This is a genomic window from Pseudomonas sp. TREG-RG-20F-10-E-6-01 (assembly GCF_022662455.1).
In the GTDB taxonomy this organism is placed as follows: Bacteria; Pseudomonadota; Gammaproteobacteria; order Pseudomonadales; family Pseudomonadaceae; genus Aquipseudomonas.
In genome coordinates this window covers 178565-191283 of the sequence record NZ_JAKNQP010000002.1, presented here as the reverse complement: position 1 = coordinate 191283, position 12719 = coordinate 178565, and the positions used below count along the sequence as shown (strand labels likewise).

Genomic DNA, 12719 nt, shown 5'->3' with positions numbered 1-12719 from the left:
CAGCCAGGTCTAAGGCTTGCCGGCGTTGCTGCGGATCAGCGCGCGCAAGGCAAAACGGTTGGGGTGGCAAGCTTCGGCCACGCTGCTGGGCAAGGGCAATGGTTCGGCGTCCAGCCAGGCTGCCAGCAGTTCGGCACACAGCGGCGCGGTGACCAGGCCACGCGAGCCATGGCCGCTGTTGATGTAAACGCCGTCCAGCCATGGGCAGGGTGTGGGCGGCACGTGGCGAGCGTCCTTGCGCAGGACCGCGTAGGCCTGGTCGAACGCCTCGCGTTCGGCCAGCGGCCCGACAATCGGCAGGTAGTCGGGGCTGGTGCAGCGGAAGGCGGCGCGGCCTTCCAGGTGCTCGGCAGAGCAGGCATCGGCGCCGAGACGGTCGGCCAGGTCGAGGGAGATTTCCCGCAGCATCTCCAGATTACCGGCGTGCTCGGCGGCTGTGGGCGTCAGGTCGTCGCTCTTGAAGTCGAAGCTGGCGCCCAGGGTGTGTTCACCCAGGCGCGCAGGGGCGACATAGCCTTCGGCGCACACCACGGTGGCCAGCGCCTGGCTCGCCGTCGTTTCTGCCAGCCGTGTGATCTGCCCGCGAATGCGTTTGAGCGGCAGGTCGGCACTGAACGCAAACCGCTTGATCTCGGCGGCACCTGCCAGCACCACCACGCTCGCGCTCGCCAGCAGGCTGTCGCCGGCCAGGGCTTGCCATTGACCGTCAACGCGCTGCAACTCGAGGGCTTCGTGATGCGGCAGCACGTCGATCAACGGGTGCTGCGCTTGCCATTGGCATAATGCTGGCGGGTGCACCCAGCCGCCCTCGGGGTAAAACAGCCCGCCGTGTTCGAGCGCCACGCCGGCGCGCGCCTGCGCTTGAGTCTGGTCAAGCAGGTGCAGCAGGCCCGGCGCAAACGCGGCGGCCAGTTGGGCCTGGCGCTCGGCTTCCTTGGCGTTGAAGGCCAGTTGCAGCACGCCGCAACCGTCCCAATCGACGCCGCGGTGCAGGTGCTCAAGCAAGCGCCGCGTGTGGCCGAAACCGCTGAGGATCAGCTGCGAAAGCGCCGTGCCATGAGCCGAGAGCTTGAGGTAAAGCACGCCTTGCGGGTTGCCCGACGCTTCCTGTGCCAGGGCGCCGTGGCGCTCCAGCAGGCTCACGCGCCAGCCACGTGCCGCCAGGCTGGCCGCGGTGGCGCACCCGGCCAGGCCGCCGCCGATCACCAGGGCGCTGCGCTCACCAGGCACCGGCGCCGGGCGGGCGAACCACGGTTTGCTGTGGGCCGGTGGCGGCGTTTCGACCGGCCAACCGAGGAATTCACCGCGCAGGATCTCCCACTTATGCCCGATGCCTGGCGTGCGTTTCATCTTGAACCCGGCGGCGTTGATCAGCCGGCGTACCCAGCCGGTGCTGGTGAAGGTGCTGATGGTCGAGCCGGGTGCCGCCAGGCGGGCCAGTTCGGCAAACAGTTCGGCGGTCCACATGTCGGGATTTTTTGCCGGGGCGAAGCCGTCGAGAAACCACGCATCGACCTGGGCATCCAGTTGCGGCAACTGCTCCAGGGCATCGCCGATCAACAGGGTCAGCGTCACGCGGCCGTTATCCAGCACCAGCCGCTGGAAGCCTGGGTGGATGGCAATGTAGTGCGCCAGCAGTTGCTCGGCGAAGGGCGCAAGCTCTGGCCAGAGGGCGAGGGCGCGTTGCAGGTCGGCGTGGCTCAGCGGGTACTTTTCCACGCTGACAAAATGCAGGCGCGCGCCCGCCACCGCGTGCTGTTCGAACAGCTGCCAGGCGCACAGAAAATTCAAGCCGGTGCCAAACCCTGTTTCGCCGATCACCAGCCGCCCGTTCACCGGCAGGGCAGCAAAGCGCGCCTGCAAACGGTTCTGTTCGAGGAACACGTAGCGGGTTTCTTCAAGACCCGACTGGTCGGAAAAATACACATCGTCGAACACCCGCGAGTGCGGGCGACCTTGGTCGTCCCAGTCGAGCTGGGCGTGGGTGATGGGGGTCATGGGCGGCTCATAAAATAACAGCGGGCAACAGCAAGGCGGCCATTCTAGCTGATCAATGGGCTTTGAATTGACCCACGGCACGTTGGCGTGGAATTTCCTCCCGCGCGTTGTTGCCCAATCCGCTAGTCTTGATCCATCTTGAAACGGAGCTGCCCATGTTCGAATCCGCCGAAATCGGTCACGCCATCGACAAAGACACCTATGAGGCCGAAGTGCCGGCCCTGCGCGAAGCGTTGCTGGAAGTGCAGTACGAGCTGCAGCAGCAGAAGCGCTTCCCGGTGATTATCTTGATCAACGGCATTGAGGGCGCCGGCAAGGGCGAGACCGTCAAGCTGCTCAACGAATGGATGGACCCGCGCCTGATCGAAGTGCGCACCTTTGACCAGCAGACCGACGAAGAGCTGGCGCGCCCACCGGCCTGGCGCTACTGGCGGCAATTGCCGGCCAAAGGCCGCATGGGCATTTTTTTCGGCAATTGGTACAGCCAGATGCTGCAAAGCCGCGTGCACGGCGAGATCAAGGACGCACGCCTGGACCAGGCTATCGCCGGTGCCGAGCGCCTGGAAAAGATGCTCTGCGACGAAGGCGCGTTGATCTTCAAGTTCTGGTTCCACCTGTCCAAGAAACAGATGAAAGCGCGGCTCAAGGCGTTGGCCGATGACCCGCTGCACAGCTGGCGCATCAGCCCGCTGGACTGGCAGCAGTCCCAGACCTACGACAAATTTGTGCATTTTGGTGAGCGCATCCTGCGCCGCACCAGCCGCGACTATGCGCCGTGGCATGTGATCGAAGGCGTTGACGCGCACTACCGCAGCCTCACCGTGGGCAAGATCCTGCTCGAAAGCCTGCAAAATGCGCTGAAGTTGCCCAAGGGCAAGGCCAGCGGCATGAACCCGGCGCCGTTGTTGGCCTCGGTGGATCAGAAGAGCCTGCTCGACAGCCTCGACATGACTTTGAGCCTGGACAAGGACGATTACGAAGAACAGCTGATCACCGAGCAGGCGCGTTTCTCCGGCCTGATGCGTGACAAGCGCATGCGCAAGCACGCGCTGGTTACCGTGTTCGAAGGCAACGATGCGGCGGGCAAGGGCGGGGCGATCCGGCGTGTGGCGGCGGCGCTGGACCCGCGTCAGTACCACATCGTGCCGATTGCCGCGCCGAGTGAAGACGAGCGTGCCCAACCGTACCTGTGGCGGTTCTGGCAGAAGATTCCGGCGCGCGGCATGTTCACGGTGTTCGACCGCTCGTGGTACGGGCGGGTGCTGGTGGAGCGCATCGAAGGTTTCTGCACCCCGGCGGACTGGATGCGCGCCTATGGCGAGATCAATGACTTTGAAGAGCAGCTGCGCGACGCCGGTGTGATCGTGGTCAAGTTCTGGCTGGCGATTGACAAGGACACCCAGCTGGAGCGCTTCCAGGCCCGCGAGAATATCCCGTTCAAGCGCTTCAAGATCACCGAAGACGACTGGCGCAACCGCGACAAGTGGGACGCCTACCGTGCCGCCGTGGGCGATATGGTCGACCGTACCAGCACTGAAGTCTCGCCCTGGACGCTGGTGGAAGCCAACGACAAGCGCTGGGCGCGGGTCAAGGTATTGCGCACCATCAACCGCGCGCTGGAAGAGGCGTTCGACAAAACCGACAAGCACGACAAGAAGAAAAAGAAAAAATAGCGTTGGCGGGCGCTGACCTGTGGCAGGCAGGCTTTTTGTGGTGAGCAGGCTCTTTGTGGTGAGAAGGCTTGCCCTGCGTTGGGCTGCGAAGCGGCCCCATCGTCGGTTAATGCGTTCTAAATGAAAGAACGCGGCGTCTGGATCAGGGCCGCTTCGCGCCCCAACGCAGGGCAAGCCTGCTCGTCACAACCAGCGTGTCCGCCACAACATCCCACTTGGCAGAACCAGCCTGCTCATTGCCATGCTTTTGTATAGGCGGGGTGAATGATCATCGCGGTGGGGAGGGCCTGGATTTATCCTCGGTTGATCTCCCAACAACGACAAGATCGAGGTAGCCCATGCGTGAAGTAGTGATCGTCGACAGTGTGCGAACCGGCCTGGCCAAATCCTTTCGTGGCAAGTTCAACCAGACCCGTCCCGACGACATGGCGGCCCATTGCGTGAATGCACTGCTGAGCCGCAATGGCATCGACCCGGCGATGGTCGAGGATTGCATCGTCGGTGCCGGTTCCAATGAAGGCGCGCAGGGCTACAACATCGGGCGCAATGTGGCAGTGCTCTCGCAATTGGGCACAGGCACGGCAGGCATGACCCTCAACCGGTTCTGTTCCTCGGGCTTGCAGGCGATCGCGATCGCGGCCAACCAGATTGCCTCGGGTTGCAGCGACATCATCGTCGCCGGTGGCGTCGAATCGATCAGCCTGACCCTCAAAAGCGTCAACACCGACAACCTGATCAACCCGCTGCTGAAAGAGCAGGTGCCGGGCATTTACTTTCCGATGGGCCAGACCGCCGAAATCGTCGCGCGTCGCTATAACGTCAGCCGCGAAGCGCAGGACCGTTACGCCTTGCAGAGCCAGCAGCGCACCGCGCAGGCTCAGGCTGACGGTTTGTTCGACGATGAAATCGTGCCGATGCCGGTCACCTACAAGGTTGAGGACAAGCACACCGGCGCGGTGCAGATCCTTGAAAGCGTGGTGGATCGCGATGACTGCAACCGCCCGGACACCACGCTGGCCAGCCTGCAGGGGTTGAGCCCGGTGTTTGCCGAAGACGGTTCGGTGACGGCTGGCAACTCCTCGCAGCTTTCCGATGGCGCGTCGATGACACTGGTGATGAGCCTGGAAAAAGCCCTGGCACTGGGGCTCAAGCCCAAGGCGTTTTTCCGTGGGTTTACCGTGGCCGGTTGCGAGCCGGACGAGATGGGCATTGGCCCGGTGTTCTCGGTGCCCAAGTTGCTCAAGGCCAAGGGCTTGCAGGTCGCGGATATCGACCTGTGGGAACTCAACGAGGCGTTTGCCTCGCAGTGCCTGTATGCGCGTGACCGCCTGGAGATCGACAACGCCAAATACAACGTCAATGGCGGCTCGATTTCCATCGGGCATCCGTTCGGCATGACCGGTTCACGACAAGTCGGGCATTTGGTGCGCGAGCTGCAACGGCGCAACCTGCGTTACGGCATCGTCACCATGTGCGTGGGCGGCGGCATGGGCGCCACCGGGCTCTTCGAAGCCGTACGCTAGATCCCACTGAAGAAACCCGGCTTAAAAATGTGGGAGCGGGCTTGCCCGCTCCCACATTTGAATTGTGTCGTATCCCAATTCGTGCGCTTGCCCCTAGAATGCCCGTTCCAATTCCTCAGGCATTCGGGGCACTCATGCACATCTCTTCCGGCCGCTGGGTCTATGGCTTTGGCTTGACCCTGCTGACCGCGTTCCTGTGGGGCATCCTGCCGATCAAACTCAAACAAGTGCTGCGGGTGATGGACCCGGTCACCGTCACCTGGTTTCGCCTGGTTGTCGCCGGTAGCTGCTTGTTTATCTACTTGGCCCTCACCCAGCGCCTGCCCAGCCGCAAAGTGCTCGGCCCCAAGGGCGGTTGGCTGGTAGCCATGGCGGTGTGCGGGCTGGTGGGCAATTACGTGTTGTACCTGGTAGGCCTGAAGATGCTCAGCCCCGGCACGGCCCAGTTGGTGGTGCAGATGGGGCCGATCTTTCTGATGGTCGCCAGCGTGTTTGTGTTCAAGGAGCGTTTCAGCCTGGGGCAGGGTGTAGGCCTGGTGGTGTTGATCATCGGCTTCGGGCTGTTCTTCAACCAACGCCTGGTGGAAATGCTCACGTCCCTGGGCACCTACACCGCCGGGGTGCTGACGATTCTGCTCGCCACTACCACCTGGGTGTTTTACGCCTTGGGCCAGAAGCAGTTGCTGACGGTATGGAATTCGCTGCAGGTGATGATGGTGATCTACCTGTCGTGCGCCGCGCTGCTCACGCCGTGGGCGCATCCGCTGGAGGCGCTGCAGTTGAGCCCGCTGCAAGGCTGGCTGTTGCTGGCGTGCTGCATGAATACGCTGGTGGCTTACGGCGCGTTTGCCGAGGCGTTGGCGCATTGGGAGGCCTCGCGGGTCAGTGCGACGTTGGCGCTGACGCCGTTGGTGACGTTTGTGGCAGTGGCGTTGGCAGCGTGGTTATGGCCGGCGTTCGTGCAGGCCGAAGAGATCAACGCCTTGGGCTATGTCGGGGCGCTGGTGGTGGTGCTGGGGTCGGCGACGGTGGCGCTGGCGCCGTCGTTGCTGGCGGGGCTCAGGGCTCGGCGGGTGCGGCTGGCGTCTTGATGCCTGGCGTGGCGGCCGGGTCGTCGCCGCGGCTTTAGGGGGGAAAGCGGTGTAAATGTGGGAGCTGGCTTGCCTGCGATGGCGGCCTCTGGGGCAACCCGATCTCGCTGACGCAACACTATTAACTGTGGGAGCGGGCTTGCTCGCGAAGGCGGCATGTCAGTTGGCTGGGATATCTAGTCGGCGTACATATCCATTTCTGCGGTAACGGCTGCTATTGGTTCCGCTCTTACAGCGGCTCACTTTTGGAAGGACCGGAATGCCGGCCCAGCCAAAAGTAAGCAAAAGGTCCTCGCCCCACCACTCGGCACCTCGCCTAGGCTCGGCGTGCGGCCAGCGTGGTTAACGGGGCGCCTTAGATCAAACGCAGATCAAAAACCTGAGGTTAGTGGCCGGCTTCGAGCATGTTTTCCGGGCGTACCCACTGGTCGAACTCTTCATCAGTCAAGAAGCCCAGCGCCAGCGCGGCTTCACGTAGCGTCAGGCCCTCGGCATACGCCTTCTTGGCGATCTGCGCCGACTTGTCGTAGCCAATGTGCGGGTTGAGTGCGGTCACCAGCATCAGGCCGCGTTCCAGGTGTTCGGCCATTTGTTCTGCATCCGGCTCAAGGCCGGCAATGCAGTGTTCCTGGAAGTTGTTGCAACCGTCGGCCAGCAGGCGGATCGATTCCAGCAGATTGTGGATGATCACCGGCTTGTACACGTTCAACTGCAAGTGCCCCTGGCTGGCGGCAATGCCGATGGTCACGTCATTGCCCAGCACCTGGCAGGCCAGCATCGACAGCGCTTCGCATTGGGTCGGGTTGACCTTGCCCGGCATGATCGAACTGCCCGGCTCGTTGGCTGGCAACTTGACCTCGGCCAACCCGGCGCGCGGGCCGGAGCCGAGCAGGCGCAGGTCGTTGGCGATTTTCATCAGCGCCACGGCCAGGGTTTTCAGCGCGCCGTGCAGGGTTACCAGCGGCTCGTGGCCGGAGAGGGCGGCGAATTTGTTCGGGGCGGTCACAAAGGGCAGCCCCGACAAGGCGGCCAACTCGGCGGCAATCGCCTCGCCAAAGCCGTGGGGCGAGTTGAGCCCGGTGCCGACGGCGGTGCCGCCCTGGGCCAGTTCGCACACCGGGGGCAGGGCGCTGCGGATCGCGCGTTCGGCGTAGTCGAGCTGGGCGATAAACGCCGAGACTTCCTGGCCAAAAGTGATTGGCGTGGCGTCCATCATGTGGGTGCGGCCGGTCTTGACCAGTTTCATGTGCCGCGCCGACAGTTCCGCCAGCCCACCCGAGAGGTTGGTGATCGCCGGCAGCAGTTGCGTGTTGATCGCCTGCACCGTCGCGATGCTCATGGCGGTGGGGAAGCAGTCGTTGGAGCTTTGGGAGCGGTTGACATGATCGTTCGGGTGCACCGGGCTTTTGCCGCCGCGGGTCTGGCCCGACAGTTCGTTGGCGCGGCCGGCGATCACTTCGTTGGCGTTCATGTTGCTCTGGGTGCCGCTGCCGGTCTGCCAGACCACCAGTGGGAACTGATCGTCATGCTGACCGTCGAGCACTTCATCGGCGGCCTGTTCGATCAGGCGGGCGATATCGGCAGGCAAGTCGCCGTTGCGGTCGTTGACCCGCGCCGCTGCCTTCTTGATCAGGGCCAGGGCATGCAGCACGGCCAAAGGCATGCGTTGCTCGCCGATGGCGAAATTCACCAGCGAGCGTTGGGTCTGCGCGCCCCAGTAAGCGTCATCCGGGACATGCACTTCTCCCAGGCTGTCGGTTTCGATACGGCTCATCGGGCACACTCCTTCAGGTTCGTTTGCGCAGTTTAGGCCGTGATGGGCCTTGGGGGTTCCATAAAAGACTTTTCATCGCAGGCAAGTCCTGCAAATCCAGGCCGAACAAGGCCTGGGGTTGAGCCGCGAGGTTTTTTAGGCGCAGAATGGTCGCCCTTGGGGTCTTACCTCGCCTGCTAGAAAAGGAAACTCGATGACTCGTCTTCGTGCCATCTGTACCGCGGTTGCTCTGGTTTGCGCCAGCGGCCAAGTTTTTGCCGATACCGCCAGCCATAACGCCAGTGCCGAAGCCTTCCTTACCCTGGCCCACGCTGACAAGCTGGGTACCCCGGTGTACATGCAAGTGCAGCAAATGTTCGCCCAGCGTTTCGAACAGACCAAGGCGCCTGCCGCCAAGCAGTCCGTACTGGACAGCTACCAGGCCAAGGCCAACGCCGCGCTGGACCAAGCCATCGGCTGGCCGAAGCTGAAACCGGACATGGTCAAGCTCTACACCACCAACTTCAGCGAATCCGAACTCAAGGACCTGGTTGCCTTCTACCAGTCGCCACTGGGTAAAAAAGTCCTGGAAAAAATGCCGCAACTGACCCAGCAATCGGCCCAGATGACCCAGGCCAAGCTGGAAAGCGCTGTGCCGGTAGTCAACAAGCTGTTGGAAGACATGACCAACGAGCTGGCGCCAAAAGCCGCCGCACCGGCCAAGAAGAAGTAAGCAGGAATGACCATGCAACAGCGTATCGAAACGGCGTTCGCCGCCCTGAGCCCGCAACACGTGAGCGTGCTGGACGAAAGCCATATGCACAGCCGTGGGTTGCAGACCCACTTCAAGGCCGTGGTGGTCAGCCAGCAGTTCGAAGGGCTTAACCGCGTCAAGCGCCATCAGACGGTCTACGCCACGCTGGGTGACCTGATGAGCGAGTTTCATGCGTTGGCGCTGCATACCTACACGCCTGAAGAATGGGCGAAAATCGACGCAGCCCCGGCCTCGCCGACCTGCGCCGGAGGGCATTGAAGCAGCCACAAGTTGTCAGCTGCACGCGACAAGATTAGAGCCCTCGCAGCTGCCTTCTTGCTACAATCCCCAACGCGCCGCCTAGTCGGCGCGTTTTTTTTGCTTTTACTTGCAGCTTGCGGCTAAAAAACCCAGCTGCCGTTATCCGGTTCACCCCTTACGAGGGTAGCCACCTGGAGAGAACACCCATGACTCAACCGATTGTCGTGGCGGCACTGTATAAGTTCGTCACCCTCGAAGATTACGTCGCCCTGCGCGAGCCACTGCTGCAGGCGATGGTCGACAACGGCATCAAAGGCACGTTGCTGATCGCCGAAGAAGGCATCAACGGCACCGTTTCCGGCAGCCGCGAAGGCATCGATGGCCTGATGGCGTGGCTGAAGAACGACCCACGCATGGACGACATCGACCACAAAGAGTCGTACTGCGATGAGCAGCCGTTCTACCGCACCAAGGTCAAGCTCAAGAAAGAGATCGTGACCCTGGGCGTCGAAGGCGTCGACCCGAACAAAAAAGTCGGCACCTATGTCGACCCGCAGGACTGGAACGCGCTGATCAGCGACCCGGAAGTGCTGTTGATCGACACCCGTAACGATTACGAAGTGTCCATTGGCACCTTTGAAGGCGCGATTGACCCGAAAACCACCAGTTTTCGCGAATTTCCCGACTACATCAAAGCCAACTTCGACCCGGCCAAGCACAAGAAAGTCGCCATGTTCTGCACCGGCGGCATTCGCTGTGAAAAGGCTTCGAGCTACATGCTCAGCGAAGGCTTTGATGAGGTCTACCACCTCAAGGGCGGCATTCTGAAGTACCTCGAAGAGGTGCCGCAGGCAGAGACCAAATGGCAGGGCGACTGCTTTGTGTTCGACAACCGCGTGACCGTGCGCCACGACTTGAGCGAAGGCGACTACGATCAATGTCATGCCTGCCGTACACCGGTGAGCGTCGAAGACCGCGCGTCCGAGCACTATGTGGCTGGCATCAGCTGCCCGCATTGCTGGGATAAGCTGCCGGAGAAGACCCGTCGCAGCGCGATTGACCGGCAAAAGCAGATCGAGCTGGCCAAGGCCCGCAATATGCCGCACCCGATTGGCTTCAACTATAAGCAAACCCCTTCCGAGGCCTGACCCATGCCCGCGCGCCTGCTCTATGTGATGGACCCGATGTGTTCCTGGTGCTGGGGCTTTGCCCCGGTGGCCGAAGCGTTGGTCGAGCAGGCCCAGGCCGCGGGCGTGGAGCTGCACCTGGTGGTGGGTGGTTTGCGGACCGGCAGCGGCGCGGCGTTGGAGCCGACCACCCGGCGCTACATCCTTGAGCACTGGCAGGCGGTCACCGAAGCCACCGGTCAGCCGTTCACACGTGAAGGCGCGTTGCCCGATGGTTTTGTCTATGACACCGAGCCCGCGTGCCGCGCCATCGTCACGGCGCGCAGCCTGGCGCCGGATTGCGCGTGGAAGCTGCTGGGGCTGATCCAGCGCGCGTTTTACGTCGAGGGCCGCGATGTGACCCTGGCCAGCGTGCTGGTCGAACTGGCCGAGGAGGCGGGCATCCCGCGTATCGAGTTTGCCGGCGCGTTCGACCGCGCCGAGCAGCACGCCGCGACGGCCGCTGATTTCACCTGGGTGCAGGATCTGGGCATTGCCGGTTTTCCGACCCTTCTGGCGGAGCGTAACGGTCAGTTGGCCTTGTTGACCAACGGCTACCAGCCGCTGTCCGAGCTGTCGCCATTGCTCGCCCGCTGGTTGGAGCGAGCCACCTGTGCATGACCAGCCCGACCGGACCGACCGACTGACCTGGGCGGAAATTCGCCGTCTGGCCCTGCGCCACAAAAAATCGCTGTGGATTGCCAATGGCGTCGCTGTGCTGGCGACGTTGTGCAGCGTGCCGATTCCCTTGCTGTTGCCTCTGCTGGTCGACGAAGTGTTGCTGGGCCGTGGCGATGCCGCGCTCAAGGTGATGAACAACGCGTTGCCCCTGGGCTGGCAGAAGGCTGCCGGTTATATCGGCCTGATGCTGTTGGTGACGCTGTGCCTGCGTTGCGGCGCACTGGTGTTCAACGTGGTGCAGGCGCGGCTGTTTGCGCGGCTGGCGAAGGACATTGTCTATCGCATTCGCGTGCGCCTGATCGAGCGGCTCAAGCGTATTTCCCTTGGCGAATACGAAAGCCTGGGCAGTGGCACGGTCACCACGCACCTGGTCACCGACCTGGATACGCTGGACAAATTTGTCGGCGAGACCCTCAGCCGCTTCCTGGTGGCCATGCTCACGCTGGTCGGCACGTCGGCGATTCTGGTGTGGATGCACTGGCAGCTGGCGCTGCTGATCCTGCTGTTCAATCCGCTGGTGATCTACGCCACGGTACAGCTGGGCAAACGCGTCAAACACTTGAAGAAGCTTGAAAACGATAGCACGTCGCGCTTCACCCAGGCGTTGACCGAAACCCTCGACGCGATCCAGGAAGTGCGTGCGGGCAACCGCCAGGGCTTTTTCCTCGGGCGCCTTGGCCAGCGCGCCCAGGAAGTGCGCGACTACGCGATCCACTCCCAATGGAAAACCGACGCCTCCAGCCGTGCCAGTGGCTTGTTGTTTCAGTTTGGCATCGACATCTTCCGCGCAGCGGCGATGCTCACCGTGCTGTTTTCCGACCTGTCCATCGGCCAGATGCTCGCGGTGTTCAGCTACCTGTGGTTCATGATCGGGCCGGTGGAGCAGCTGTTGAACCTGCAATACGCTTACTACGCGGCGGGCGGGGCGCTGACGCGGATCAACGAGCTGCTGGCGCGCGCCGACGAGCCTCAGTATGCCGGCGGCGCAGACCCGTTTACCGGGCGTGAGACCGTCGGCATCGAGGTGCGCGGCCTGGATTTCGGCTACGGCGACGAGCTGGTGCTCGACCAGTTGAACCTGGCCATTGCGCCGGGTGAGAAGGTCGCGATTGTCGGCGCCAGTGGCGGCGGCAAAAGTACTCTGGTGCAACTGCTGCTGGGGCTGTATACGCCGCAAGCCGGTAGCATTCGCTTCGGCGGGGCCACCCAGCAGGAAATCGGGCTTGCGACCATCCGCGAAAACGTCGCCGTGGTGCTGCAACACCCGGCGTTGTTCAACGACACCGTGCGTGCCAACCTGACCATGGGGCGCACCCGCAGCGACCAGGCCTGTTGGCAGGCACTGGAAATCGCCCAGTTGGATGCTACCGTCAAGGCACTGCCGTTGGGGCTGGACAGCGTAGTGGGGCGCTCCGGCGTACGCTTTTCCGGCGGTCAGCGTCAACGCCTGGCCATTGCGCGAATGGTGTTGGCCGAGCCCAAAGTGGTGGTTCTGGATGAGGCCACGTCCGCCCTGGACGCCGCCACCGAATACAACCTGCACCAGGCGCTGGCGCGGTTTCTCAGTGGGCGTACTACACTGATCATCGCGCACCGGCTTTCAGCGGTGAAACAGGCTGACCGGGTACTGGTGTTTGATGGTGGGCACATCGCCGAGGATGGCGATCATCAGCAGTTGATCGCTGACGGTGGCCTGTACGCCAAGCTCTACGGACATTTGCAGCAAGTTAGGTGATGTTGGGTTTGCAATGATTGACTCTGGCAGGCACAAGAGTCTCCCCAGGAAATAGCGGCTTTCCTGCGCCGTTCAAGGTTCAGG

The 12719-nt window shown here is 62.6% G+C and carries 10 protein-coding genes; 8 read left to right on the top strand and 2 right to left on the bottom strand.

The window, feature by feature from the left end:
• Positions 1-9: 9 nt before the first annotated feature.
• Positions 10-1998, bottom strand: coding sequence for a bifunctional tRNA (5-methylaminomethyl-2-thiouridine)(34)-methyltransferase MnmD/FAD-dependent 5-carboxymethylaminomethyl-2-thiouridine(34) oxidoreductase MnmC (gene mnmC, locus L8K08_RS07310; protein ID WP_242195473.1), 1989 nt, complete (start codon positions 1996-1998; stop codon positions 10-12).
• Positions 1999-2153: 155 nt separating this feature from the next.
• Between mnmC and pap the strand changes: the two genes are divergently transcribed.
• The 3 genes from pap to L8K08_RS07295 all read left to right on the top strand — a co-directional run bounded on the left by pap (position 2154) and on the right by L8K08_RS07295 (position 6285).
• Complete coding sequence (gene pap / locus L8K08_RS07305; RefSeq protein WP_145158741.1) at positions 2154-3671, top strand: polyphosphate:AMP phosphotransferase; 1518 nt, start codon at positions 2154-2156, stop codon at positions 3669-3671.
• 338 nt (positions 3672-4009) lie between these two features.
• A complete protein-coding gene (locus L8K08_RS07300; RefSeq protein ID WP_242195470.1) occupies positions 4010-5194 on the top strand; it encodes a thiolase family protein in 1185 nt (394 codons plus the stop codon).
• A 134-nt stretch (positions 5195-5328) separates the two neighbouring features.
• Positions 5329-6285, top strand: a complete 957-nt coding sequence (locus tag L8K08_RS07295) for a DMT family transporter (RefSeq protein ID WP_242195467.1) — start codon at positions 5329-5331, stop codon at positions 6283-6285.
• 385 nt (positions 6286-6670) lie between these two features.
• On the opposite strand, the gene L8K08_RS07290 is transcribed toward L8K08_RS07295, so the two are convergent.
• Entirely contained in the window at positions 6671-8059 is a 1389-nt protein-coding gene (locus tag L8K08_RS07290) for a class II fumarate hydratase (protein ID WP_242195464.1), read from the bottom strand.
• Positions 8060-8252: 193 nt separating this feature from the next.
• On the opposite strand from L8K08_RS07290, the gene L8K08_RS07285 reads away from it, so the two are divergent.
• The 5 genes from L8K08_RS07285 (at position 8253) to L8K08_RS07265 (ending at position 12635) form a co-directional block, all read left to right on the top strand.
• On the top strand, positions 8253-8771 hold the full coding sequence (locus L8K08_RS07285; protein ID WP_003175221.1) for a DUF2059 domain-containing protein: 519 nt from the start codon (positions 8253-8255) through the stop codon (positions 8769-8771).
• 6 nt (positions 8772-8777) lie between these two features.
• Positions 8778-9071 (top strand): BolA family protein, encoded by a 294-nt coding sequence (locus tag L8K08_RS07280; protein ID WP_242195462.1) that lies wholly within the window; start codon positions 8778-8780, stop codon positions 9069-9071.
• Between the two features lie 188 nt (positions 9072-9259).
• Positions 9260-10201 (top strand): rhodanese-related sulfurtransferase, encoded by a 942-nt coding sequence (locus L8K08_RS07275; protein WP_131700399.1) that lies wholly within the window; start codon positions 9260-9262, stop codon positions 10199-10201.
• A 36-nt stretch (positions 10202-10237) separates the two neighbouring features.
• Positions 10238-10840: a DsbA family protein gene (locus tag L8K08_RS07270; RefSeq protein ID WP_177410076.1), complete on the top strand. Its 603-nt coding sequence runs from the start codon at positions 10238-10240 to the stop codon at positions 10838-10840.
• On the top strand, positions 10833-12635 hold the full coding sequence (locus L8K08_RS07265; protein ID WP_242195460.1) for an ABC transporter ATP-binding protein: 1803 nt from the start codon (positions 10833-10835) through the stop codon (positions 12633-12635). The genes L8K08_RS07270 and L8K08_RS07265 overlap by 8 nt, the downstream gene beginning before the upstream one ends.
• The last annotated feature ends 84 nt before the right edge of the window (positions 12636-12719 follow it).

Coding starts and splice junctions, on each gene's coding strand:
- mnmC (WP_242195473.1), bottom strand. CDS start 1,998: ATGACCCCCATCACCCACGCCCAGCTCGACTGGGACGACCAAGGTCGC.
- pap (WP_145158741.1), top strand. CDS start 2,154: ATGTTCGAATCCGCCGAAATCGGTCACGCCATCGACAAAGACACCTAT.
- L8K08_RS07300 (WP_242195470.1), top strand. CDS start 4,010: ATGCGTGAAGTAGTGATCGTCGACAGTGTGCGAACCGGCCTGGCCAAA.
- L8K08_RS07295 (WP_242195467.1), top strand. CDS start 5,329: ATGCACATCTCTTCCGGCCGCTGGGTCTATGGCTTTGGCTTGACCCTG.
- L8K08_RS07290 (WP_242195464.1), bottom strand. CDS start 8,059: ATGAGCCGTATCGAAACCGACAGCCTGGGAGAAGTGCATGTCCCGGAT.
- L8K08_RS07285 (WP_003175221.1), top strand. CDS start 8,253: ATGACTCGTCTTCGTGCCATCTGTACCGCGGTTGCTCTGGTTTGCGCC.
- L8K08_RS07280 (WP_242195462.1), top strand. CDS start 8,778: ATGACCATGCAACAGCGTATCGAAACGGCGTTCGCCGCCCTGAGCCCG.
- L8K08_RS07275 (WP_131700399.1), top strand. CDS start 9,260: ATGACTCAACCGATTGTCGTGGCGGCACTGTATAAGTTCGTCACCCTC.
- L8K08_RS07270 (WP_177410076.1), top strand. CDS start 10,238: ATGTGTTCCTGGTGCTGGGGCTTTGCCCCGGTGGCCGAAGCGTTGGTC.